Annotated in this window: 22 protein-coding genes; 13 read left to right on the top strand and 9 right to left on the bottom strand. The window is 64.4% G+C overall.

What is annotated here, in order from left to right; genetic code table 11:
* Positions 1-428: 428 nt before the first annotated feature.
* Positions 429-2,603, bottom strand: coding sequence for an excinuclease ABC subunit UvrB (gene uvrB, locus AAG612_RS08445; protein WP_342509217.1), 2,175 nt, complete (start codon positions 2,601-2,603; stop codon positions 429-431).
* Between the two features lie 114 nt (positions 2,604-2,717).
* On the opposite strand from uvrB, the gene AAG612_RS08440 reads away from it, so the two are divergent.
* The 3 genes from AAG612_RS08440 (at position 2,718) to AAG612_RS08430 (ending at position 4,766) form a co-directional block, all read left to right on the top strand.
* Positions 2,718-3,272, top strand: coding sequence for a DUF3617 domain-containing protein (locus AAG612_RS08440; RefSeq protein WP_342509216.1), 555 nt, complete (start codon positions 2,718-2,720; stop codon positions 3,270-3,272).
* A gap of 53 nt (positions 3,273-3,325) precedes the next feature.
* Complete coding sequence (locus tag AAG612_RS08435; RefSeq protein WP_342509214.1) at positions 3,326-3,832, top strand: DUF3617 domain-containing protein; 507 nt, start codon at positions 3,326-3,328, stop codon at positions 3,830-3,832.
* Positions 3,833-4,004: 172 nt separating this feature from the next.
* On the top strand, positions 4,005-4,766 hold the full coding sequence (locus tag AAG612_RS08430; RefSeq protein ID WP_342510327.1) for an esterase/lipase family protein: 762 nt from the start codon (positions 4,005-4,007) through the stop codon (positions 4,764-4,766).
* A 7-nt stretch (positions 4,767-4,773) separates the two neighbouring features.
* Here the strand turns inward: AAG612_RS08430 and AAG612_RS08425 are convergent, their stop codons facing one another.
* Positions 4,774-5,460, bottom strand: coding sequence for an extensin-like domain-containing protein (locus AAG612_RS08425; RefSeq protein ID WP_342509212.1), 687 nt, complete (start codon positions 5,458-5,460; stop codon positions 4,774-4,776).
* Positions 5,461-5,578: 118 nt separating this feature from the next.
* On the opposite strand from AAG612_RS08425, the gene budC reads away from it, so the two are divergent.
* Entirely contained in the window at positions 5,579-6,364 is a 786-nt protein-coding gene (gene budC, locus AAG612_RS08420; RefSeq protein ID WP_342509210.1) for a meso-2,3-butanediol dehydrogenase, read from the top strand.
* A gap of 13 nt (positions 6,365-6,377) precedes the next feature.
* On the top strand, positions 6,378-7,136 hold the full coding sequence (locus tag AAG612_RS08415) for a hypothetical protein (RefSeq protein WP_342509208.1): 759 nt from the start codon (positions 6,378-6,380) through the stop codon (positions 7,134-7,136).
* Here AAG612_RS08415 and AAG612_RS08410 read toward each other — a convergent pair.
* Complete coding sequence (locus AAG612_RS08410) at positions 7,124-8,152, bottom strand: DUF4424 family protein (RefSeq protein ID WP_342509206.1); 1,029 nt, start codon at positions 8,150-8,152, stop codon at positions 7,124-7,126. The two genes, AAG612_RS08415 and AAG612_RS08410, sit on opposite strands and share 13 nt — an antisense overlap.
* 73 nt (positions 8,153-8,225) lie before the next feature.
* The gene (locus AAG612_RS08405) at positions 8,226-8,612 is read right to left on the bottom strand and encodes a VOC family protein (RefSeq protein ID WP_342509204.1); all 387 of its coding nucleotides are present in this window, start codon (positions 8,610-8,612) and stop codon (positions 8,226-8,228) included.
* A 79-nt stretch (positions 8,613-8,691) separates the two neighbouring features.
* On the opposite strand from AAG612_RS08405, the gene AAG612_RS08400 reads away from it, so the two are divergent.
* The 3 genes from AAG612_RS08400 to AAG612_RS08390 are packed head-to-tail and all read left to right on the top strand — an operon-like array spanning position 8,692 to position 10,626.
* Complete coding sequence (locus tag AAG612_RS08400) at positions 8,692-9,000, top strand: metalloregulator ArsR/SmtB family transcription factor (RefSeq protein WP_342509202.1); 309 nt, start codon at positions 8,692-8,694, stop codon at positions 8,998-9,000.
* Positions 8,997-9,665 carry an SdpI family protein gene (locus AAG612_RS08395; protein ID WP_342509201.1) on the top strand — a complete coding sequence of 223 codons (669 nt, stop codon included), beginning with the start codon at positions 8,997-8,999 and terminating at the stop codon, positions 9,663-9,665. Before AAG612_RS08400 ends, AAG612_RS08395 begins: the two co-directional genes overlap by 4 nt.
* A 1-nt stretch (position 9,666) precedes the next feature.
* On the top strand, positions 9,667-10,626 hold the full coding sequence (locus AAG612_RS08390) for an alpha/beta hydrolase (RefSeq protein ID WP_342509199.1): 960 nt from the start codon (positions 9,667-9,669) through the stop codon (positions 10,624-10,626).
* 95 nt (positions 10,627-10,721) lie between these two features.
* Here AAG612_RS08390 and AAG612_RS08385 read toward each other — a convergent pair whose 3' ends face one another.
* The 3 genes from AAG612_RS08385 to AAG612_RS08375 all read right to left on the bottom strand — a co-directional run bounded on the left by AAG612_RS08385 (position 10,722) and on the right by AAG612_RS08375 (position 13,840).
* Positions 10,722-11,309, bottom strand: coding sequence for a phage tail protein (locus tag AAG612_RS08385; protein ID WP_342509197.1), 588 nt, complete (start codon positions 11,307-11,309; stop codon positions 10,722-10,724).
* A 192-nt stretch (positions 11,310-11,501) separates the two neighbouring features.
* Positions 11,502-12,980 (bottom strand): sodium/proline symporter PutP, encoded by a 1,479-nt coding sequence (gene putP, locus AAG612_RS08380; RefSeq protein WP_342509195.1) that lies wholly within the window; start codon positions 12,978-12,980, stop codon positions 11,502-11,504.
* Between the two features lie 80 nt (positions 12,981-13,060).
* On the bottom strand, positions 13,061-13,840 hold the full coding sequence (locus AAG612_RS08375; protein ID WP_342509194.1) for a hypothetical protein: 780 nt from the start codon (positions 13,838-13,840) through the stop codon (positions 13,061-13,063).
* 411 nt (positions 13,841-14,251) lie between these two features.
* On the opposite strand from AAG612_RS08375, the gene AAG612_RS08370 reads away from it, so the two are divergent.
* Complete coding sequence (locus AAG612_RS08370; RefSeq protein ID WP_342509192.1) at positions 14,252-15,091, top strand: outer membrane protein; 840 nt, start codon at positions 14,252-14,254, stop codon at positions 15,089-15,091.
* Between the two features lie 60 nt (positions 15,092-15,151).
* Here the strand turns inward: AAG612_RS08370 and typA are convergent, their stop codons facing one another.
* Positions 15,152-16,990: a translational GTPase TypA gene (gene typA, locus AAG612_RS08365; RefSeq protein WP_342509190.1), complete on the bottom strand. Its 1,839-nt coding sequence runs from the start codon at positions 16,988-16,990 to the stop codon at positions 15,152-15,154.
* A 276-nt stretch (positions 16,991-17,266) separates the two neighbouring features.
* Between typA and AAG612_RS08360 the strand changes: the two genes are divergently transcribed.
* The gene (locus tag AAG612_RS08360) at positions 17,267-19,996 is read left to right on the top strand and encodes a TonB-dependent receptor (protein WP_342509188.1); all 2,730 of its coding nucleotides are present in this window, start codon (positions 17,267-17,269) and stop codon (positions 19,994-19,996) included.
* A 186-nt stretch (positions 19,997-20,182) separates the two neighbouring features.
* A complete protein-coding gene (locus tag AAG612_RS08355; RefSeq protein ID WP_342509186.1) occupies positions 20,183-20,656 on the top strand; it encodes a DUF805 domain-containing protein in 474 nt (157 codons plus the stop codon).
* Between the two features lie 4 nt (positions 20,657-20,660).
* Here AAG612_RS08355 and recF read toward each other — a convergent pair whose 3' ends face one another.
* Positions 20,661-21,746 (bottom strand): DNA replication/repair protein RecF, encoded by a 1,086-nt coding sequence (gene recF / locus AAG612_RS08350; RefSeq protein ID WP_342509184.1) that lies wholly within the window; start codon positions 21,744-21,746, stop codon positions 20,661-20,663.
* Positions 21,747-21,999: 253 nt separating this feature from the next.
* Between recF and AAG612_RS08345 the strand changes: the two genes are divergently transcribed.
* Positions 22,000-22,122 carry a recombination protein F gene (locus AAG612_RS08345; RefSeq protein WP_342509182.1) on the top strand — a complete coding sequence of 41 codons (123 nt, stop codon included), beginning with the start codon at positions 22,000-22,002 and terminating at the stop codon, positions 22,120-22,122.
* A gap of 166 nt (positions 22,123-22,288) precedes the next feature.
* Positions 22,289-22,501, top strand: coding sequence for a PspC domain-containing protein (locus AAG612_RS08340; RefSeq protein ID WP_342509180.1), 213 nt, complete (start codon positions 22,289-22,291; stop codon positions 22,499-22,501).
* The last annotated feature ends 50 nt before the right edge of the window (positions 22,502-22,551 follow it).

Here is a 22,551-nt window from a genome sequence, read left to right as displayed (position 1 = left end):
AGATTTGTAAGACTTTAGATAAGCGTGTTCTTCTGATTTATGCCTCGCGCAATCGTCACCCCGAACTCGTTTCGGGGTCCAGTATTCGGCCCTCGACGCATGGATCAGGAGGAGGGCTGGATGCTGAAACAAGTTCAGCATGACGATGAAGGGAAAGGCGCTCACTTCTTCTCGCCGAGCGACTTGCCGATCTGGATGCCCGCGAAGGTGAAGCCGCCCGCAAGCATGATGATGGCGACGATCAGGGAGACGATTTCGAACGGGGTCATTTGGCACTCCGATTGCGGGCGTAACCTGCCCAAGAAAAATCGAAGTGCCTCCCCGTGCCCCAAAATTTCCGCCCGTTTCACGCATGTGTCAAGCGGAGGGCTGCCGACTTCTTCACAGTTGGCCTGTGCATAAAGCGAAGACTCGACTCTATTATCAACTCAACGCATCTTCTTCTGCGTCCGCCCATACCGAAGCTTGCGCGTCCCGGGCTTGCCCTCGTTACTGCGCCCGACTCGTGGCGCTTTCTGCTCGCCCTCGGGCAACCCAAGCTCGTCGTTTTCCAGCGACCGTATCTCGTCGCGCAACCTTCCAGCCTCTTCGAATTCGAGGTTCGCGGCGGCTTCGCGCATCTTCTTTTCGAGGTCTTCGATGTAGGCGCGCAGGTTGTGGCCCACGAGCGGCGTGGCCTCGTCCTCGGGTGGGCCATCTTCGCCCTTGGTGGCGTGGGCGGTGATGTCGGCGATGGCGCGGCGGATCGTGGTCGGAGTGATCCCGTGTTCCTCGTTATACGCGCGCTGCTTCTCGCGTCGGCGCTCGGTCTCGGCCATCGCGCGTTCCATGCTGCCCGTGATCCGGTCGGCATACAAAATCACGCGGCCATCGACGTTGCGCGCGGCGCGGCCGATGGTCTGGATCAGCGAGGTTTCGGAGCGCAGGAAGCCCTCCTTGTCCGCATCAAGGATGGCGACCAGCCCGCATTCGGGAATGTCGAGGCCTTCGCGCAGCAGGTTGATACCCACCAGCACATCGTACACGCCCAGCCGCAGGTCGCGGATCAGCTCGATACGCTCCAGCGTCTCGACGTCGGAGTGCATGTAGCGGACCTTGACGCCGGCCTCGTGCATGAACTCGGTCAGGTCTTCGGCCATCCGCTTGGTCAGCGTGGTGACGAGCGTGCGGTAGCCCTTGGCGGCGGTCGCCTTGCACTCCTCGATACAGTCCTGGACCTGGTCCTCGACCGGGCGGATCTCGACCGGCGGGTCGATGAGGCCGGTGGGGCGGATGACCTGTTCGGCGAAGACGCCGCCGGTCTGCTCCAGCTCCCACCCGCCGGGGGTGGCGGAGACGGCGAAGGTCTGCGGGCGCATCGCGTCCCATTCGTTGAAGCGCAAAGGGCGGTTGTCGATGCAGCTCGGCAGACGGAAACCGTATTCGGCGAGCGTGATCTTGCGGCGGTGGTCGCCGCGCGCCATCGCGCCGATCTGCGGCACGGTCTGGTGGCTCTCATCGACGAACAGAAGCGCGTTTTCGGGCAGGTATTCGAACAGCGTGGGCGGCGGCTCGCCGGGCAGGCGGCCGGTGAGGAAGCGCGAATAGTTCTCGATTCCGTTGCAGCTGCCGGTCGCCGCGATCATCTCGAGGTCGAAATTGGTGCGCTGCTCCAGCCGCTGGTGTTCGAGCAGCTTGCCCTCCGCCTCCAGCTCCTTGAGCCGCTCGGCCAGCTCGAACCGGATGGCTTCGGAGGCCTGCTTCATCGTCGGCCCGGGCGTGACATAGTGCGAGTTCGCGTAGACGCGCACCTTTTCCAGCTTGCGACCGGGCTTGCCGGTCAGCGGATCGAATTCGACGATTTCTTCGATATCGTCGCCGAAGAAGCTGATCCGCCACGCTGTATCTTCGTAATGCGAAGGGAAGATTTCGAGATTGTCGCCGCGCACGCGGAAATTGCCGCGCGCGAAGGCGACATCGTTGCGCTTGTATTGCAGCGCCACGAGCTTGCGAATCAGCTCGCGCTGGTCGACGCTCTCGCCCTCCTTGATGTCGAAGATCATCGCCGAATAGGTCTCGACCGAGCCGATACCGTAAAGGCAGCTGACCGAGGCGACGATGATGACGTCGTCCCGCTCGAGCAGAGCGCGCGTGGCCGAGTGGCGCATCCGGTCGATCGCCTCGTTCACCGAGCTTTCCTTCTCGATGTAGGTATCGGACCGCGGGACGTAGGCTTCGGGCTGGTAGTAGTCGTAATAGCTGACGAAATACTCGACCGCGTTGTTGGGGAAGAAGCTTTTGAACTCGCCATAGAGCTGCGCGGCGAGGATCTTGTTGGGCGCAAGGATCAGCGCGGGCCGCTGCAATTCCTCGATCACCTTGGCCATGGTGAAGGTCTTGCCGCTACCGGTCACGCCGAGCAGCACCTGCGTTTTCTCGCCGCCCTCCGCCTCGCGCACCAGTTCCTCGATCGCGGTCGGCTGGTCGCCTGCGGGTTCGTAGTCGCTGACGAGTTCGAACTTCTTGCCCGGCATCGACTTTTCGGGGCGCGCGGGCTTGTGCGGCGTAAATTCGCCGGTGGTGTCGGGCTCGTCGAGCCCGCGTCTGATGATCAGTTCGGCCATGGCTTTCATATTGGCGCATCGCCCGCCCGTCGCAATGGCAGTTGAGCGGTTGGGCAGGCAGGGGTACGCTCACCGCCACGATCGAGACGCCACGGCAAACGGGAGAGAGAGACTATGAAGACCGCGATTAGCATGGGCCTGCTGGCCAGTGGAGCACTCTTGCTGGCGGGTTGCGGCGATAGCGGCGGCGCGGATGCGAATGCCGATGGTGAGATAACCGGCGAGGAAATGGCCGCCGAAGCAGCTTCGGGCGATGTGGTGAAAATCCGCGCGGGCGAGTGGGAAAACACCATCGAATTCACCGAGTTCGACATTCCCGGCGTGCCTGACAACATGAAGGACATGATCGCGGGGCAGATGGGCAAGTCCATCACCACTACTTCGTGCATCACCCAGGACGAGGCGGATAGGCCCGATGCGGAATTCTTCGGCGGCGAGAAGAACGAGAATTGCGATTACGAGGAATTCGATCGGACGGGCAACAAGCTGAAGCTGCGTATGACCTGCACCACCGATGATGGCGGCACCGCCAAGGTGGCCATGGACGGCGATTTCGGCGGCGACAGCTTCACGATGACTATGGCCAACACGATTTCCGGCTCGCAGGCAGGCGACGTGAGCATGAAGGGCAAGATCACCGGCAGACGCATCGGCGATTGCTCCGGCTGATTGCGGCCACTAACGCAGCCGTCCTCGGCAAACCGGAAAGGCGGGACATTTCGATGATGCGTATCGCATTGCTGGGCGGCTTCGCCCTGTGCCTCGCCGCGTGCGACAATTCGCCGTTCGATCCCGAACGGGCCGAAGAGGCCGCACGCGCGGGCGGCGACGTGCGGATGCAGCCCGGGCTCTATCGCAGCCGGGTCAGCATCGGGGCCGCTGGCGGCGATGCCGCGGGCAGCCAGTACGGCGACGACACGATCTGTCTCACGCCGGAGGATGTCGCGGGCGGCAACCGCGAAATGCTGCTCGCGATGCAGGGGCGCGATTCCTGCCGTTTCGACAGCTACGACCTGTCCGGCGACCGGCTGGAGGCGGTGATGGTCTGCAAGGGCGGCCAGTTCCAACCCGAGACCGAAGCGCGGATTAGCGGCACGGTCACCCCGACGGCCAGCGACCTGCAGATGACCGTTGCGGGCTTCGAAAATGTCGCCGGGGAGACCGCCGGGGGGATCGAGATGCGGGTCACGAACGAGCGGATCGGGGATTGCCCCGAAAGCGGGGACTAGCGCCAGGATGGGCGCGGGCGGACAGGCTGAACAAAGCCAACATTTGTCATTCCGGAAACCCTAAGCTTCGTGTGGCATTACTATTGTCGTGCGAGGAACGATCACAAACACACAGGCCAACGGGTCGCGCGCCGCTGCGGCGCAGGCATCGCCATCGGGCGCGGCGCTGGGCGTGCCCGGGTTCACCGCGCTTGCAGACAGCGAGTGGGCGCGCCGGTTCGAACTGGCGCGTGAGCCCGATCCCGATGGCGTGGGCGGCCCCCGCCTGTGGTATCTGCTGGCGGAATTCGGCTATCTGCTGGAGCCGCTGAGGCGGCTGTATCGCGGCCTGTTCCGCCCGTTCCGGCTGGCGAAGGCGGAAAGCCCGCGCATGGTCATGATTCTGCCCGGCTTCGGCACCAATCCCATCCGCATGCGCTATTTCGCGCGGCGGCTGGAAGATGCTGGCCATACGGTCAAACGCTGGGGCTGCGGATATAACTGGGGCTTTTCGGAGGAGCTGTTCGAGCAGCTCGAAGAGCGTCTTGATGATCTGCACGAACGCGCGGGCGAGCCCGTGGTTTTGGTGGGCTGGAGCCTCGGCGGGCTTTACGCGCGCGAACTGGCCAAGCGCAGGCCCGAAGCGGTGGCCAAGGTCATCTCGATGGGTTCGCCCTTTTCGGGCTCCCTGCGCGCCAACAATGTCTGGCGCATCTATCAGGCAGTTGCCGGGCACCGCGTCGACAGCCCCGAGCTGGCGGGCCAGCTCTCGCGCAAGCCCCCGGTCGAAACCGTCGCATTATGGAGCCCGCGCGATGGCGCGATACGTCCGCGCTCTGCAGCCGGCTATCCCGAAGAACGCGACAAGGCGGTGGCGCTAAGGTGCAGCCACATGGGCTTTTCCTTCTCGCCCGAAGCCATCCGTGCGGTGGCGCGCGAGATCGAGCAAAGCTAGCCGCGGCTCAGCGGCAGAAGGACTGCCCGCCCACTTCCATATGCAGATGGTCCGCATGGGCTGCGTTGTATTCCGGGCTCAGCACGGTGCCGAAGCGCTTGCAGGCGCTGTTCAGCACCACGCGCAGGAACTCGCGCTCGGCTTGCGTTCCGCCATTCCAGTCGTCGTTGATCGAGATCCGCCGCCCGTCTTCCAGGACGAATGCAGCCACGTCGATCGCTTCCGCCCGCGCGTGGGCAGACCGGCGGCTGCTGCCCGCGACATTGCGGCATGCGTAGCTGCCGAAAGTCTCGATCCGCGCAAGCCGACTTCCGAGATAGACGCGCGATGCACGATCCACCCCGAAGCGCGCCCAGCTCGCGAAAGTATCCGCCGTCTGGCAGGTGACCGGCCCGATATTGCCGATCGTGAACCGACTGGCATCGCCTTGCAGGCTGGCCAGTGAGACCGGATTGACCTGCGTGCAGCCCGGCGCTTCGAACCGGTCGGGCAGCGGCGTATAGCTGGCGCCGGTCGCGCCGAGCTGCGCCAGGCATTGCGCGCCCTCGGGGCTCGCCGCCGCCGCTCTGCCGCGCTCGATCGGCGGGGGCGAACGCGCCGTCCCCCGGTCGCCGTCACCACCGCTGGGGAGCAACTGGCAACCCGTGAGCGTCAGGCCCATCAGGGCGGGCAGGACTAGGCGAGCAAAACGCATGGCGTGCCAGCCTATCGCGCACGATACCTGAATACTTCCCTAAGGACACGGCTTTCACCGGAAACATTCGTGCGCGCGACCTGTTGCAAGACCAAAGCCAACACAAAAAAGGATCGCCATGCAACGCTTTACCAACCGCACCGTCATCATCACCGGCTCGTCCACCGGGATCGGCGAAGCCATCGCCCGCCGCTTTGCGAGCGAGGGCGCCAATGTCGTGCTCAACAGCCGCAGCCGGGACGATCTGGAAAAGGTGGCCGCCGATCTCGACGACGATCGCACACTAATCGTCGACGGCGACATTTCGGACGCGGATTTCGCCAACACCCTCGTCGCCAAGACCGTCGAACGCTTCGGCGGTCTCGACTGTCTCGTCAATAATGCAGGCACCGCCACCGCAGGGCCGCTGGTCGAGGCGAGCGACGAGGATATCGACAAGGTGATCGACATCAATGTGAAAGGCACCCTTTACGCATGCCGCGCGGCGATCCCGCAGCTTGCCAAGAGCGATGCGCCCGGCGGCGGCAGCATCGTCAACACTTCCAGCGTGTCGGGCACCGGCGGCGACTGGACCATGCCGATCTACAACGCGAGCAAGGGCGCGGTGACCAACCTGACCCGCGCGCTCGCGCTGCAACTGGGTGCGCAGGGCATCCGGGCGAACGCGGTGTGCCCTTCGATGACGAAGACCGCCATGAGCGAGGGCATCCGCGAGAACAACGATCTGCTCGAAGCCTTCCTCCAGCGTAATCCGCTCGGCCGCCCGGGCGAGCCCGAGGATGTCGCCGCCGTGGTCGCCTTCCTCGCGAGCGAGGATGCGCGCTTCGTGACCGGGGCGAACCTGCCCGTAGATGGCGGGGTCAGCGCCTCGAACGGCCAGCCCAACTTCCAGGCCTTCCAGTAATCGGTCCGCTGATATGACGCTGGAGGCGAGCACCGCCGTAACCTTGTTCATGGCGCTCGCCTTCGTGGGAGTGCACCTGTTCGTCGGGCGGCTGCGTTTTCTGGAAAAGACCCCGCGCAGCCGCTGGCTCAGCTTCGCGGGCGGGGTCGCGGTGGGCTACGTCTTCCTGCATGTGATGCCCGAACTCGCCGTTCACGCCACCACCTTCGAACGCGCGACCGGCCTCGATGCGGCGGCAGCGGAGGGCGCGATCTATGCGCTCTCGCTGCTGGGCCTGGTGATCTATTACGGGGTCGAGCGGGCGATCGTCAGCAGTCGGGGAGAACGTCGGCCCGATGCCGAACCGTCCGACGGTGTCTTTTGGCTGCATATCGGGGCCAGCGCGCTGCTGGTCGCGATCATCGCCTATCTGCTCAACCACCGCGAGGACACCAGCGCAATCGGGCTCGCCTTGTTCTTCGGCGCGATGATGCTGCACTTCGTCACCGCAGACTTCGGCACCCGCAGCACGCACACCCGGATTTACGATGCGCGCGGGCGCTGGGTACTGGCGGCGGCGACCATGATCGGCTGGGTCATCGGCTTGCTGGTCGAGCTGCCGCAGCTGGCGATCGGCTGCCTGTTCGCCTTCGTCGGCGGGGGCATCATCCTACTGGTCCTCAAGGAGGAGCTGCCCGAGGAACGGCGCAGCCGCTTCGTGCCGTTCATCCTGGGGGCTGGCGCCTATTCGCTACTCGTGCTGGCCGAGCGGACGGCGCATCAATTCTCGTAGCTGACGAACTTGACGATCAGGATATCGAGGTCGCGGGTCGGTTCGAAGTTGGTCTTGACTACTTCGAACCGGGTCGGGCCGATCTTTTCCACCCCGTCCATGCAGAAGCTGACGAGGTTGTCGGTCGATCCCTTGTCGACCACCAGCCGGAAGCGCTCGATCGGGCCTTGCCAGTTCGCGCCCGACGACAGCACGTAGCCGAGCCATGTCTCGCTCATCCATCCCTGCCTGCCGGGGGCGCTGACGGCGGCCAGCCGCCGGTCCACCCCGGCGAGGAAATAGTCGTCGACGCAGTAGCGCTCCCGATAGTCGTCGAGCGCGTTGTAATCGCTGTCGTTGCGCACATTCGGATAGAGCGCGCCGCCCACGCTCCCGCCGACCATGGGCACGTATTCGTGCTGGACCCGGATCCGCGAGCTTGCGGGAAACACCTGTTCGCGCACGAAGTAGGTCACGCCTTCCCACGCGGGCACGACACGTTCGGGAAATCGGGGGTCGTCGCGTAGCGCCAGCCCGTGCGAAAGGGCCTCCGCGATGCGGGCTTCGGAGATTCGTGCGAAGGGGTTACCCTCGTCGGTATCGGTCCAGTAGACGGGCAGGCCGAGTGCGATCACCTCGTCGGTCACGTCGCGCGCGCCGATCATCGCGCGATCCCATTGCTGCAGCCGGACCGGTCGCCCGTCGATGCGGGTGGCGAAGTCGAACCCCGACCAGTCCTCGCGTTGCTCGCCATAGGCGTAATGCGTGTCGAGCAGCCCGCGCGGCTGGCCGGGCATCGGAAAGGCGATGGTGGTGGTGATCGTGCGGTTCGTGGGGTTCTCGAACACGTAGTCGACGGTGACCTTTTCCTCCGAGAGGAACAGGTCCTCGCTCACCAGCCTCAGGTCGGTCGACGGCTTGAGAACGATCCCGCCGAGCGCGATCTCGGCCTCGGAATCATTGGCGGCGATCGGGCTTGCGAGCAGCAAGCCTGCCACCACGATCAGCGCGGCGCGCGGTATCAAACTCCATAGCATTGCGGCGACTCCCCTCGTGTCGCGCGACCCGTTCGAACCTGTAGCACGTGGTGTGCCCAAGCGGTGAGGGACTTCAGCGTGCGGAGATGTCGTCCGGCGTCTCGACCTGTTCCCACAGCTCGATCTTCACGCCGTCGGGGTCGAGCAGCCAGGCGAACTTGCCGTAGCCTTCGTCGACCTGGCCAAGGATCTCGACACCCTTTGCCTTCAGGTCCGCGACCATAGCGTCGCAATCGTCGACCCGCAGGTTGATCATGAAGCCGCCGGTGCCGGGCTTGATGTATTGGTCGTCGGAAAAATGGCTGATAAGCGAATAGGGCTTCTCGTGCGGTTCGTCCGACCACGCCAGTTGCGGCCCGTATTCGCCGGTCAGGCCCAGCGTTTCCGCATACCACTTGCGCGTCGCCGCCGGATCCTTCGCGACATAGAAAACGCCGCCCAGTCCTGTCACCTTAGCCATAATGCCCTCCCGCCATGTCCAAAGACTTGCTCTACCGCACCGATTGACATTCGTCATTTAGCGAATTAGCTAAATAGCTATGAGCAATGTTTTCGACGCCCTGTCCCACCCCATCCGGCGCGAGGTGCTGGAGCTGCTGAAAGGCGGTGGGATGACGGCGGGCGAGATTGCGGATCGCTTTCCGGTGTCCAAGCCGACGATGTCGGGGCACTTCGCCAAGCTGAAGGAAGCCGGGCTGATCCACGGCGAAAATCACCGGGGCACGGTGGTCTACACACTCAACATGTCCACCCTCGAAGAGGCCTTGCACGGCTTCATGGGCCGTATGGGGCTGGGGCACGCCCCGGCGCAGAGACCGACGGACGAATTGAAAGGAGAAAGTCGATGAAGACCAGATCGCTGTTGTTGCTGAACCTTTTGGCGGTCGCGTTGATGGTCGGCTTTGCATTCTGGGCGGCGGGTCAGGTGCCCGAGGGCACCGAACTGCCCACCCACTGGAACGCCGCCGGAGAGATCGATGATACGATGCCCGCGCTGCAGGCGCTGCTGCTGCCTGCGGGGCTGACGCTCGCAATCGGCTTGCTGTTCGCGATCATCCCCGCGATCGAGCCGTTGCAAAACAAGCTGGAGGGCTCGGCCCCGCTGCTGCGTGCGACCTGGCTCGGCACACTGGGGCTCATGATCGTGCTGCAGGGAATTGTCGCAGCGCCGGTGCTCGGCTTTGCGCCGGGGCCGGGCGCGATCATCGTGGCGGTCGGCATCCTGTTCCTCGTGATCGGGAACATGCTGCCCAAGTCGCGGCCGAGCTTTTTCGTCGGCATCCGCACGCCCTGGACGATCACCAATGCGGACAACTGGGTTGCCACCCACCGGCTCGGCGGCAAGCTGTTTCTCGCGGCAGGCGTGGTCATGGTTGTGGCGGGACTGATCGACATGCCGGGCGAGCTGCGAATGGTGCTCGTGCTCGGTTCGACGATGGCGGCCGCGCTCGTCCCGGTCGCCTACAGCTGGTATTTCTGGAACCGCACTCAACACGAACAAGGATCGAACTGACATGCGTCTCGCCCTCTGTCTCGCGGCATCGCTCGCCCTCGCCACTGCCGCCCATGCGGGCCAGCCGATCACCACCCAGCATGCCGGGATCGAGGCTCCGCTGCACGGCACGCTCGAAGGCGAACTCGCGCAGGGGACCCCTGCCGTACTCATCATCCCCGGCTCCGGCCCCACCGACCGCGACGGCAACGGTCCGCTGGGGCTATCGCCGGACAGCTACAAGCTGCTTGCCGAGGCGCTCGCGCAGAAGGGCATCGCCTCGGTCCGGGTCGACAAGCGCGGCATGTTTGCCAGCGCGGCCGCCATTCCCGATCCCAACGACGTGACCGTCGCGGACTATGTCGCCGATATCGAAAGCTGGTCGGCCACCCTGTCTGAGCGGACCGGCGGCCAGTGCGTCTGGTTGCTGGGCCATAGCGAGGGCGGGCTGCATACGATGGCGGCTGCCGCGAAAGATCCCTCGCGCTACTGCGGCCTCCTCCTGGTGGCGAGCCCGGGCGTGAACGTGGCGGATGTCATCCGTGCACAGCTCGCCGCCAACCCCGCGAACGCGCCGATCATGGAGCAGGTCGACACGATCATCGCCAAGCTGAAAGCGGGCGAGAGCGTGCCTGCCGATGAGATGCATCCCGGGCTGCTGCCGCTGTTCGGCCCCCAGGTTCAGGGCTTCGTCGGCAGCATGTTCCGGCATGAGCCGAGCGAACTGATCGCGAAGCACGACCTGCCCGTACTGATCGTCAACGGGCGTGAAGATCTGCAAACGCCCGCCAGCGATGCCCAGATACTCGCCGAAGCGCGCCCCGACGCGACGCTCGTCCTGCTTGACGGCGTGAACCACGTGCTCAAGCAGGTGCCCGAGGGGGATCGCGCAGCCAATGTTGCGTCTTATGGCAATCCCGACCTGCCGATCGCACTTGGCGTGCCCGAGGCGATCGCCACCTTCCTCGCGGACCACCGTTAGGCGCTAATCCGGGAGTTTGCTGGCAGGAGGTCGGAAAGGGCAAACGGGCCGGCAGCGTTCTCGATGCGCTGCCGACCCCCTCTTCGATCACCCGATCAATTGCGAGAGGGGAAGATACCTACCAGCGCGATGCAGGTCGTGATCGCAAGGGAAGGTTGCATGATGTCGAACGGCTGACTGCCCCCCGTGTTGCTAACCCTGATCGAATCCGTCGACATCGCGACTTCGGCTGCGGGATTAGGCAGTGCATAGGGATCTGCGTCCGCCGTGTTGACGCCAAGCAGGTTCCCGGTAGGATTGCCGGTGGTGCCGGGCGCGCTCTCGGCATGCAGAACCGCAGTGTGGCTGTGCATCGGCATCTCCGCGACCGTCAGGTTCCTGGTCTCCGAACCAAACTTTTGACCAAGCGGATGAAACGTCAGCCCGGGGCCCTGACCCGGCCCGACTTTGACGCGGCCACGCAGGTCGGGCAGTGCGAAGGTGGTCCGCCCATCGCCGCCATAGGTCGTCCCCAGGATCGAAAAGAGCGCAGTGTTCTGGGAGATTGGGAGCAGTTGCCCATCCGTCGTCGACCACCCACGCGGGCAGAAGTTTCCGCCAAAGGTCATGATCTGCCCGATAAAAGGATCGATCTGCGCCGCGGCAGGCGTCGCTACGCCGAAGGTTGCGCTGGCCATCGCCATGAGCGCGAGCGTCGAAGTCATCGTCTTGCTTTTCATGCATCATCTCCCTGTTCTGCCACTGCGGCAGAGCAAAACTAACAGGGTTCGCAAGACTAGGCTATAGAATAGATCCTAGGTGCTCATGCGGAGGCAATCCCGTACGACTAGGGATCCGAACAGGCAGGCGATTTATTTCCAAGCTCTTTTCGTGACTTAAGCGGGGTCGGCCAGCGGAATATCCTCCGGACGGGTTGCCAAGCTCACCAGCACGATCGCGAGAGTCGCCGCGATGAAGCCGGGGATGATCTCGTAGACCCCGGGGCCGCCCATGAACTCGGCATTCCATTCCTGCGCGATCCAGAAGCCGACCGTGCCCGCGCCGACCACGAGACCCGCAAGCGCGCCGGTCCCGGTCATCCGCGGCCATGTCAGCCCGAGCAGGATCAGCGGCCCGAACGCAGCGCCGAAGCCTGCCCAGGCATTGGCGACGAGGCCCAGCACTTCGCTCTCCGGATCGCTCGCGACCCAGATCGCGGCCAGCGCCACCAGCAGCACGCTCACGCGGCCCACGTTCACTGCCTCGCGCTCGCTCGCATCGCGGCGCAGGAACAGGCGATAGAAATCCTCGGTCAGCGAACTGGAGGAAACCAGCAGCTGCGATGAAATCGTGCTCATGATCGCGGCCAGCAGGGCAGCGAGCAGGAAGCCCGTCACCAGCGGGTGGAACAGCAGGTCGGCGAGAACGATGAAGATCGTCTCGGGGTCATCGACCACGATCCCGTTGCGATCCGCATAGGCGCGGCCCGCAAGTCCGATGCCGAGCGAGCCGAGCAGACAGATGAACATCCAGCCCAGTCCGATATTGCGGGCGGTCGCGACCTCGGGGATGGTGCGGATGGCCATGAAGCGCACGATGATGTGCGGTTGCCCGAAATAGCCCAGGCCCCATGTCACCGCGCTGAGGAATCCGACGAATGTCAGTCCATCTGTAAGGCTGAGGAAGCCGGGCTGGATCTCGGTCAGGCTTTCGCCCGCGCTGCCGCCCGGGCCGAAGATCACCACCAGCGGCATCACCACCAGCGCGAGCAGCATGATCACGCCCTGCACGAAATCGGTCAGGCTGACCGCGAGGAAGCCGCCGACCATGGTGTAGGCCAGCACCACGCCGGCGGTGATCCAAATGCCGAGCATATAGTCGGTCATGCCGATATCGGGGAGCAGAGCGGGGAAGGCGGTTTCGAACAGCTTGCCGCCGCCGACCAGCCCGGCCGCCGAATAGACCATGAAGAACACGACGATAACGATTGCCGAGACCACCCGCAGTGCGATCGCCTGGCTGGGGAAGCGGTTGGCGATGTATTCCGGAATGGTCAGCGCATTGCCCAGCCGCTCGGTCTGTTCGCGCAGGCGCGGGGCGACGATTGTCCAGTTGAGCACCGCACCCACGAACAGGCCGATGCCGATCCACGCCTCGACCAGCCCTGCGGCGTAGAGCGCGCCCGGCAGGCCCAGCAGCAACCAGCCCGACATGTCCGACGCCCCGGCGGAGAGCGCCGCGACCCCGGGCGAGAGGCCCCGCCCGGCGAGCAGATACCCTTCCGAGGTATCGGTTGATTTTTTCCAAGCAAAAAGCCCGATCCCCAGCATGAGGACGAAGTAGGCCGCGAGTGAAATAAGTACGCCTGTCTGCATGGCTGCGCTGCCTAACGTCTCTTAACCGCTTTGACCACCGTGGGCCCGGAAGTGTCTCGTCTAGGGTGGGCCGAGCCCGCCTAATCCCACACGACATCGAGCCGGGCATGGTTGCCGCTGCGTGAGGGGCACCCGCATTTGCCGGCGGTATCGACCCGGGTGCCGCAATCGCAAGCCGGATCGGCGCATGTTCTCGCCGCCTTCGCCTGTTTCTCGCAGGCTTCCAGATCGCGCACCAGCGTATCGACCCGCGCGAAATTGTCGCGCCGCTGTTCGATGGTCTTGGCGGTGCTGTCGGAGAAGGGCACCGCGATATTGCCCGCATGGCGCATCAGGCGGAACAGTTCGTTCTCGGCGTCTTTCGCGAGATCCTTCGCGGCGACGACCGCGTTCTCGTTGCCGACCGCTTCGGCCGCGCGAATCGAGGACCCGTCGCTCGATCCGGCAAGCGCTTCGGCACTGTCCCTGAAAGCTTCTTTCTGGCCCGATGACAGATCGTCGCGCTGCTGGACCCGGTCGACGACCTTGCGCACCTTCGCGAGCCGCTTTTCCGCTGCCGTCAGGGGCGAGACGACCGGTTTGAGGGTCGCAAACCACCAGCCCAGCGCCATGATCCCCGCGCCCAGCGCGGCAAAACAGACGAAGGCGAAAATCAGCCACCAGCTGCCCACTGGCAGGCTGCGGCGGCTCCATTCGGTCTCTGCGGGGCCAAAGTCCTGGTAGCTGCCGTAGCCATATGCATAGCCATAGGCATCGGTCGCGCGGTTCGCGATCCACTCGGCCAGCAAGGGCGCAAAAACAAACGCGAAGAACAGCGCCGCCACAAGCACGCCGACAAACCAGTAATGCGCGTATTTCATCGCAGCGAATCCCCTTCGCGGCGCGACCCGTTAACCATGTTATACGATGCGGGCGCGTTTGAAAGCGCGGGGAATCTCGCCCCTGGTCCCCGCCGGACTGCATATCGGTTTCCTGTGCTTCGTGCGGCGTGTCCCCACAGATGCGGTCCGCATGAGGCGCGCGCCTAAGCACGCAAAGCAGGCTGGGTCTGCGGTGGCAGAAGGCAGGGGGGATGCGCTAGCCGCACGCAAAAAGCAGCGGGTTCGGCCGATTTTCGGGAACCGGGCCGAAAATGCCCTGATCTGTGGGATTTGTGCCACGTTTCACGCCTGTCTCGGCACTTGTTTCGGAGCCGCGACTGCAAGCTGGAACGTCGGCCCGCTCGCCGACTTTCTACTGGCACCCCTATGAAACTTCAGGAAAAAACCTCCATGCGTACAATTTCCCTCTTCGCTATCGCGGTGGCGATCACATCCGCTCCCGCGTTCGCGCAGGATGCTCAGCCCGTACATTTCGACGGCTTCTACATTGGCGGGACCGCCTCGCTCGACGTCCCGGAAGACAGCGCCAGCGACGGCATCGTGTTCGACACCGATGGCGACGGCAATTTCGACGATCAGGTTCTCACCACTGGCGGTGCGAACGCGTTCTCCCCCGGGTTCTGCAACGGCGCTGCCAATGGGCCGACTGCGGCAGAGGGCTGCATCAACGACGATGAGGACATCGGCTATTCGGCGCGCATCGGCTATGATAAGCGGCTCGGCGGCGGGCCGATCGTGGCCGGCGTGCTGATCGAGGGTGCGCGCTCGGAAGCGACCGAGTTTTCCAACGGCTTCAGCACTACCCCGGCCAGCTATACCGTCGTGCGCCAGCTCGACTGGTCGGCGGGCGCGCGGGCCCGGCTCGGCTATTCGCCCGGGGACGGCCGCGGCCTGTTCTACGCCACCGGCGGCGTCGCCTATGGCAAGATCGATCACGATTTCGTCACGACCAACGGCGCGAATGCCTTCACCGAGCAGAACGATGATGACTGGCAGTTCGGCATGCAGTTCGGCGGCGGTGCGGAATTGATGCTGACCGACAATATCGGCATCGGTCTGGAATATCTGTGGTCGCGTTACAACGACGACGATTACTCGGTGCTCGTCACGCAGGGCACCGCGCCCGCCACGAACCCGTTCCTCCTCGATTCGGGTCAGACGAACATCGCCCCGACCGACCGGAACCTGGAACTGCACTCGCTGCGCACCACGCTCAACTTCCGGTTCTGATCCCGAAGCTTTGCTGGAACGAGAAAGGGCCGCTCCTGTGTGGAGCGGCCCTTTTTAGTCTTACGAGTCCATCTTGCGCTTGTGGCGCTTGCGCTCGTGGGGGTCGAGGTGTCGCTTGCGCAGGCGGATGTTCTGCGGGGTCACTTCGACCATCTCGTCGTCGTCGATATAGGCGATTGCCTGTTCCAGCGTCATCACGCGCGGCGGTGTCAGGCGGATCGAATCGTCCTTGCCGGTGCTGCGGAAGTTGGTCAGCTGCTTGGACTTCATCGGGTTGACTTCGAGATCGTCGGGCTTGGCATTCTCGCCGATGATCATGCCTTCGTAGATCTTCGCGCCGCCGCCGATGAACAGCTCGCCGCGATCCTCCAGCGCGTTGAGCGCGTAGGGCACGGCCTCGCCCGGCACCATCGAGATCAGCACGCCGTTCTGGCGGCCTTCGATCGGGCCCTTGTAGACATCGTACTTCTCGAACAGGCGGTTCATGATCCCCGTGCCGCGCGTGTCGGACAGGAATTCGCCGTGGTAGCCGATCAGCCCGCGGCTGGGGGCCGAGAAGGTGACGCGCGTCTTGCCCTGGCCCGACGGGCGCATCTCGGTCAGCTCGGCCTTGCGGCGCTGCATCTTCTCGACGACCGTGCCGGAGAATTCGTCGTCCACGTCGATCACGACGGTTTCGTACGGTTCCATGCGCTGGCCGTTCTCTTCCTTGAACAGCACGCGCGGGCGCGAGATGCCCAGTTCGAAGCCTTCGCGGCGCATCGTCTCGATCAGCACGCCGAGCTGCAATTCGCCGCGCCCGGCAACCTCGAAGCTGTCCTTGTCCTCCGCCTCGGTCACGCGGATGGCGACGTTGGTTTCCGCTTCGCGGTTGAGGCGGTCGCGGATCATGCGGCTGGTGACCTTGTCGCCCTCGCGGCCCGCGAGCGGGCTGTCGTTGACGGCAAAGCGCATCGCGAGCGTGGGCGGGTCGATCGGCTGCGACGCGATCGGTTCTTTCACGGCGGGGTCGGCGATGGTGTTGGCGACGGTCGCCTTTTCGAGACCGGCCATCGCGATGATGTCGCCCGCCTGCGCACTTTCGACCGGCACGCGGTCGAGCCCGTCGAAGCTCATCAGCTTGGTCGCGCGGCCGACTTCGATCACCTTGCCATCGCGGTCGAGCGCGTGGATCGGGTCGTTGACCTTGATCTTGCCTTGCTGGACGCGGCCGGTCAGCACGCGGCCCATGAAGTTGTCACGGTCGAGCAGGGTGGCGAGGAAGGCGAAGGGCCCTTCGGTGTCGAGGCCGGGGGGCGGCACGTGGTCGACGATCAGCTTGAACAGCGGCTGGAGATCGCCCTCGCGCGCGTTCTCGTCTTCGCTGGCATAGCCGTCGCGGCCCGAAGCCCACAGGCTCGGGAATTCGAGCTGCTCGTCGGTTGCGTCCAGATTGGCGAACAGATCGAACACTTCGTCGAGCACTTCCTGCGGGCGCGCGTCGGGACGGTCGATCTTGTTGACTACCACGATGGGCCTGAGGCCCAGCGCAAGCGCCTTGCCGAGCACGAACTTGGTCTGCGGCATCGGTCCTTCGGCCGAATCGACCAGCAGGATGACGCCGTCGACCATGGAGAGGATCCGCTCCACCTCGCCGCCGAAATCGGCGTGGCCAGGCGTGTCGACGATGTTGATCCGGGTGGTCTCTGCCCCAGAATCAGTGGTGTGCTCCCATTCCACGCTGGTGCACTTGGCAAGGATGGTGATTCCGCGCTCCTTTTCGAGGTCGCCGGAATCCATCGCGCGTTCGTCCACCCGCTGGTTTTCGCGGAAGGTGCCCGACTGGCGGAAAAGCTGGTCGACAAGAGTGGTCTTGCCATGGTCGACGTGCGCGATGATCGCGATATTGCGGAGGGACATGGGATTGGGCTCTGTTACGGAGAAATGAGGAGGAGGGTGCGGTGCAGCACCTCGCCATGGCGCCTTAGCGCCGAGCCTGCTGCATCGCAACACGCGAAACCTGTCTCTTTACGCTACGGCGCGCATGAGAATGTGCCGTTTCGGCAACAGTTTGGCGCAAGGCCTGCAAATTTCGCACTTTTCCGTGTTGAGCGCGGATGCCTGCAGGTTTAATGAACGGGCGTTAAGCGCGAAAACCGCGCATCGCAAGAATACCACGAAGAGAGGAAGCACTCGATGGCACTTTCGTTCCCCGGCGCCGCCGGTTTCTCGCGCTACGCACTGTTCGCAGGCGTCGCAACGCTCGCCCTTCCCGCCGCCGCCTATGCGCAGGACGCCGATCCGTCCGATATCGAGCAGGAGCTCGAGGATACGCTGGGAGAGGGCAACACGATCGTCGTGACCGCGACGAAGCGCGAGCAGACGCTGCAGGAAACGCCGGTTGCGGTCAGCGTGACCACCGCCGAGACGATCGAGCAGGCCCAGATCCGCGATATCAACGACCTTCAGTCGGTCGTCCCGTCGCTGCGCGTCTCCACGCTGCAGAGTTCCTTCTCGACCACCTTCTCGGTCCGCGGCTTCGGCACCGACGGTAACAACCTGGGCCTCGAGCCCTCGGTCGCCGTGTTCGTCGACGGCGTCTATCGCAGCCGCGCCATCTCGCAGATTTCCGACCTTCCCAACCTCCAGCGCGTCGAGGTTCTGCGCGGGCCCCAGTCGACCCTGTTCGGCAAGAACGCCAGCGCGGGCGTGATCTCGATCGTCAGCAAGCCGCCTTCGTTCGATCTCGAAGGCAGCGTCGAGGCGACCTACGGCAATTATGACGCGATGGTCCTGAAGGGCTATGTCAGCGGGCCGATCACCGACAGCATCGCCGCCAGCATCGCGGGCGGTTACAACCGCCGCGACGGTTACATCACCAACGGCTTCAACGGCGACGACCTGAACGATCGCAACCGCTGGTTCACGCGCGGCCAGCTGCTGTTCGACAATGGCAGCAACCTCACCGTGCGCCTGATCGGCGACTACGACGAGATCGACGAGAACTGCTGCGCGGTGGCCAATGTGGCAGGCTCGCTCGAGACCGACCTGATCCAGTCGCCGCTCATCGGTGGCCAGCTCAACGATCCGGACGATGCGCTGAACGATGTCGTGTTCACCAATGTGGTACCCTTCAACCGCGTGAAGAATTGGGGCGCCTCGGGCCAGATCGATTACGATTTCGGCGGTGTCTCGCTCACTTCGATCACCGCCTATCGCGACACCAGCCTCAGCGCCAATCAGGATGTCGACTTTTCCAGCGCCGCGCTTGCCAGCGGTGCGCAGATCGGCGAGGCCGATATTCAGACCTTCACGCAGGAACTGCGGCTGGCCAGCGATTTCGACGGCCCGCTCAACTTCCTCGTCGGCGGCTATTACTTCAAGGAAGACCTCGCGGTTCAGGACCAGATCGTTTACGGCCCGGATTTCCGGACGTTCGCCGATCAGCTGATCCAGGGCGCTTCGGGCGGCCAGCTCAGCGTGGCTGCACTCGAAAACATCACGTCCGTGCCCAGCGGCACCTTCTTCGCGTCCGGCCAGGGCTTCTTCAACGATTTCACGCAGGATAACGAGGCTTACTCGCTGTTCGGTCAGGTCGATTTCGACGTCACCGACCGGCTGACGCTCACGCTGGGTGCGAACTACACCGAAGACCGCAAGACGGTCGTCTCGAACGGCGTCAGCACCGATGCCTTCTCGCAGATCGATCTGGTATCGGTCGGCGGACAGGTGCTGGCCCAGCAGGCGATCGCAACCACGGTCGGTAACGCACTCGGCCTCGGTCGTCTGGCCACCGCTGCCGAAGTCCAGGCGTTCGCTACGGGCACGAGCCCGGCCGGTGCGGCCGGTGCGGCGGCGTTCCCGCAGATCCAGGCGGGTGCTCAAGCGTTCGCGCAGCTCAATGCGCCGCTCACCCCGACGCAAGCCGCGAACGACGGCAACCCGGCGACGAGCGGCAACCCGTTCCTCACCCTGCGTCCGCTGCAGTTCCTGCCGCCGATCCTCAACATCCCGAACGCGGTGGAAGACGGCAAGACCAACGACGACAACTGGTCGTACATCGCCCGGCTCGCCTACGAATTCAGCCCGACGCTGAACGGCTATCTGAGCTATGCGACGGGCTTCAAGGCGAGCTCGTTCAACCTCTCGCGCGACAGCCGTCCGCTGGCGTCCGACTTCGCGCAGATCGTGGGTACGCCGCTGGCGACCCCGAACCTGCGCCCCGGTACGCGCTTCGCGCTGCCCGAAGAATCGACCGTCTACGAAGCCGGCCTGAAGGGCGACTGGGGTCTGGTGGGTGCCAACCTCACCGTGTTCCTGCAGCAAATCGACAACTTCCAGGCGAACACCTTCATCGGTTCGTCCTTCGTGCTGGCGAACGCGGGCGAACAGGAAACCTTCGGGATCGAGTTCGACGGCTTTGCCCGTCCGACCGACGACCTGACGCTGTTCCTCGCGATGACCTATCTCGATCCGAAATATGTTAGCTTCACCGGTTCGCCGGTGGGCGACCTTTCGGGCGAGACGGTGGCCGGTGTGGCCCCGCTCAGCTTCTCGATCGGTGCGCAATGGGACAAGGAAATCGCCAACGGCAATCGCCTGATCGCCCGCGTCGATTTCGCGCATGAATCCGAGGTGCAGATTCTCAACGGCCTGACGAACTATATCGGGACCAACCCCGACGGTTCGCCCGATTATGAGCCGGCACGGCAGGAAGCGCTGCAATATACGCGCGAGGTCAACAACCTCAACGCGTCGATCACCTACGCGCTCGACATGGGCCTCGAATTCTCGATCTGGGGCCGCAACCTTCTCGACGATCGTTACATCACGACGATCTTCCCGGCCGTGGCCCAGGGCGAAGCGATCTCGGGCTATCCGAACCAGCCGCTCACCTATGGCGGCACGGTTCGCTTCAAGTTCTGATCGCAAAGTCGATCACTATGAAAACGGGAAAGGGGGCCTTCGCGGGCCCCCTTTTTCGTTGGGCGGGCGGACAGGAAATGCGAACCGCAATCGCCGTGTCTCACCGCACTTCGCAGTAGGCGGCGGGGCAGACGCGACCTATGATCGCCGGACCGACTTCAAAGGGGGATGCTTGCAACGTAATGGATGATTCTGCCGTTTAAGCGCTATGTCGATTTCCAGGGCTGTTCGCGCAGGCTCGAATTCTGGATGTTCGCTCTGCTCAACATCATCGTCGGTCTCGTCCTCGCGACGCCGTTCTATGTCGAGGTGTTCGGCGCTGCGATGGCTGCCGACCCTAGCGTACCGGGCTCCGACACGGCGGCCATGGAAGCCGCATTCGCCGATGGCGGCGGCATTTCCACGATCATGATCGGCCTTTACGGCCTGTATGCCCTCGCCGCCTTCATCCCGAGCATCGCGGTGACGATCCGCCGTTTGCACGACCGCAATATGAGTGGCTGGTGGTATCTGGGCTTCATCGTCCTGGGGATCATTCCGATCCTTGGCCTGATCGTCAGCATCGCCTTCCTCGTCGTGCTGGTGCTGCCGGGTACGCCGGGGCCCAATAAGTATGGTCCGAGCCCCAAGGGAGAACTGATGGCGGAGACTTTCGAATAGGGCTCTAGATCCGGTTGAGCGCACCGCCCGATACGTCCCACACCGCCGCCTGTGGCAGGATGGGGTCGAAGGGGGTGCGCTCGGTCCCCGTCATCCACACCTGCTCGCCATTGGCGGCGAGCCGCGCAAACAGCGCCGCGCGCCGGTCCGGGTCGAGATGGGCGGCAACCTCGTCCAGCAGCAGCACGCCCGCGCGGCCCCGTGCGGCAATAGTGCCGTGGGCCAGCACGATCGCGATCAGCATCGCCTTTTGCTCCCCGGTAGAGGCGCTGGCAGCAGCCACGCCCTTGTCCGCCAGCATCACCGCCAGCTCCGCCCGGTGCGGTCCGATCAGCGTGCGCCCTGCACGGCGCTCCGCATGCCGGTTGTCGCGCAGCGCGCGGGCCAGTTCGTCGCGACCTTCCGGCCCGACGGGTTCGATGGCGAGCGCGGGGCGGGGGAAGGGCGTATCGGTCTCGGCGCGCAGCGCTTCGTCGAGCTGCGCAACCAGCGCCTGGCGATTGGCGGCGATCCTCGCGCCATGTTCGGCCAGCTGCGCCTCCAGCGCGTCGAGCCAGGCCGGATCGGGCGCGACCTCGTCTGCCAGCAAACGGTTACGATTGCGCAGCGCGGTCTCGTAGCGATTCGATAGCGTGGCGTGATCGGGGGCGGTGGCGAGCACCAGCCGGTCGAGAAAACGCCGCCTTGCGCCCGCGCTGTCGGTGAACAGGCCGTCCATCGCCGGGGTCAACCAGCGGACCGATAGCCATTCGGCAAGGCCCAGCGCGCTGGCTTCGGCGCCATTGACGCGCACGCGCCGCCGTGTCGGGCTCGCCGGATCGACCGAGGTGCCCAGCTGCACGGGTTCGGCCCCGTCGATCGGCTGGACACGCGCGCCGATCGCAAAGCCGCCCGAGCCGCCCTGCCGCGTCATCTCGGGCAGCTTCGCCCGCCGCAGCCCGCGCCCCGGCGCGAGCAGCGATACTGCCTCGAGCACGTTGGTTTTTCCCGCGCCATTCGCCCCGACGAGCAGGTTGAACCGCGCCGTGCCCTCCAGCGCGGTGTCGGCATGATTGCGAAAATCGAGAAGAGAAATGCGGTCGAGCGCCATGCGGGGGGCCTTTGGTATCCGCCCTAGCGCGGGTGGCTCGGGCAGGCCAGTCCGCCGGAGGTCCGGGGCGCCCGGATCGACCCGTCCAACACTTGGGAAAAATTCCCAAGCTTTCGGATTGGTGAACATCTCGTACAGGCTCGCGAACAACGAAAAGCCCGGAATTTAGCCATTTTCACAAACTGGCACGGCTCCTGCAATGTATTGGATATCCGGCGGGATGGTCCCCCGGAAAGGTTCAAGGAGACTACCAATGACCACCACCAACGATCTTCGCACCCGTCTGTTCGCCGCCATTTTCGCCGTCGGCGTCTCGGCAGTGTTCTTCGCCACCGCGATCGTTCCTGCCAGCCCCAACGGCCTGATCCTCGCCTGATCGCGAACCGACCGACCTTTCATCACACTCACATATACAGGGATACCATCACCATGTCTTCGCTCGTCCGCAACCTGATCGCCGGTACCGGAGCTCTCGCTTTCACCGGCCTCGCCTTCGCCTTCGCCATCGCACCCGTCATGGTCGACACCGCCGGGATGGTCGCATGAGCCACCTGGAGAACCAACGCGACAGCCAGCCGGCCAAACAGTTCCGCCTCGGCAAAAGCCGCGCGATGCTGGCCGGAGTATGTTCGGGGATTGCCGATTACACAGGGTGGGACGTAACCCTGATCCGGCTGGCCTTCGCCCTGACCACGATCTTCGTCGTCGGCACGCCCATCCTGCTTTATCTGATTGTCTGGGCCATTGCAGACTGACCCGGCCGGAGGCCCGCTCCGGCGATAACTCCCGGTCGGGGGCGAATGGA

The organism is Citromicrobium bathyomarinum, assembly GCF_038594605.1.
GTDB classification, from domain to species: Bacteria; Pseudomonadota; Alphaproteobacteria; order Sphingomonadales; family Sphingomonadaceae; genus Alteriqipengyuania; species Alteriqipengyuania bathyomarina_B.
The sequence above is the reverse complement of the archived record's forward strand: the minus strand, read 5'-3'. Positions and strand labels throughout refer to the sequence as shown.

What these genes read in the sequence shown, in the direction of transcription:
- putP (WP_342509195.1), bottom strand. Translation starts at nt 12,980, where the DNA reads ATGCAGACAGGCGTACTTATTTCACTCGCGGCCTACTTCGTCCTCATG.
- AAG612_RS08390 (WP_342509199.1), top strand. Translation starts at nt 9,667, where the DNA reads ATGCGTCTCGCCCTCTGTCTCGCGGCATCGCTCGCCCTCGCCACTGCC.
- AAG612_RS08355 (WP_342509186.1), top strand. Translation starts at nt 20,183, where the DNA reads ATGATTCTGCCGTTTAAGCGCTATGTCGATTTCCAGGGCTGTTCGCGC.
- AAG612_RS08370 (WP_342509192.1), top strand. Translation starts at nt 14,252, where the DNA reads ATGCGTACAATTTCCCTCTTCGCTATCGCGGTGGCGATCACATCCGCT.
- AAG612_RS08400 (WP_342509202.1), top strand. Translation starts at nt 8,692, where the DNA reads ATGAGCAATGTTTTCGACGCCCTGTCCCACCCCATCCGGCGCGAGGTG.
- AAG612_RS08415 (WP_342509208.1), top strand. Translation starts at nt 6,378, where the DNA reads ATGACGCTGGAGGCGAGCACCGCCGTAACCTTGTTCATGGCGCTCGCC.
- AAG612_RS08395 (WP_342509201.1), top strand. Translation starts at nt 8,997, where the DNA reads ATGAAGACCAGATCGCTGTTGTTGCTGAACCTTTTGGCGGTCGCGTTG.
- typA (WP_342509190.1), bottom strand. Translation starts at nt 16,990, where the DNA reads ATGTCCCTCCGCAATATCGCGATCATCGCGCACGTCGACCATGGCAAG.
- AAG612_RS08360 (WP_342509188.1), top strand. Translation starts at nt 17,267, where the DNA reads ATGGCACTTTCGTTCCCCGGCGCCGCCGGTTTCTCGCGCTACGCACTG.
- budC (WP_342509210.1), top strand. Translation starts at nt 5,579, where the DNA reads ATGCAACGCTTTACCAACCGCACCGTCATCATCACCGGCTCGTCCACC.
- recF (WP_342509184.1), bottom strand. Translation starts at nt 21,746, where the DNA reads ATGGCGCTCGACCGCATTTCTCTTCTCGATTTTCGCAATCATGCCGAC.
- AAG612_RS08435 (WP_342509214.1), top strand. Translation starts at nt 3,326, where the DNA reads ATGATGCGTATCGCATTGCTGGGCGGCTTCGCCCTGTGCCTCGCCGCG.
- AAG612_RS08440 (WP_342509216.1), top strand. Translation starts at nt 2,718, where the DNA reads ATGAAGACCGCGATTAGCATGGGCCTGCTGGCCAGTGGAGCACTCTTG.
- AAG612_RS08425 (WP_342509212.1), bottom strand. Translation starts at nt 5,460, where the DNA reads ATGCGTTTTGCTCGCCTAGTCCTGCCCGCCCTGATGGGCCTGACGCTC.
- AAG612_RS08410 (WP_342509206.1), bottom strand. Translation starts at nt 8,152, where the DNA reads ATGCTATGGAGTTTGATACCGCGCGCCGCGCTGATCGTGGTGGCAGGC.
- AAG612_RS08385 (WP_342509197.1), bottom strand. Translation starts at nt 11,309, where the DNA reads ATGGCGATGGCCAGCGCAACCTTCGGCGTAGCGACGCCTGCCGCGGCG.
- AAG612_RS08345 (WP_342509182.1), top strand. Translation starts at nt 22,000, where the DNA reads ATGACCACCACCAACGATCTTCGCACCCGTCTGTTCGCCGCCATTTTC.
- AAG612_RS08340 (WP_342509180.1), top strand. Translation starts at nt 22,289, where the DNA reads ATGAGCCACCTGGAGAACCAACGCGACAGCCAGCCGGCCAAACAGTTC.
- uvrB (WP_342509217.1), bottom strand. Translation starts at nt 2,603, where the DNA reads ATGGCCGAACTGATCATCAGACGCGGGCTCGACGAGCCCGACACCACC.
- AAG612_RS08375 (WP_342509194.1), bottom strand. Translation starts at nt 13,840, where the DNA reads ATGAAATACGCGCATTACTGGTTTGTCGGCGTGCTTGTGGCGGCGCTG.
- AAG612_RS08405 (WP_342509204.1), bottom strand. Translation starts at nt 8,612, where the DNA reads ATGGCTAAGGTGACAGGACTGGGCGGCGTTTTCTATGTCGCGAAGGAT.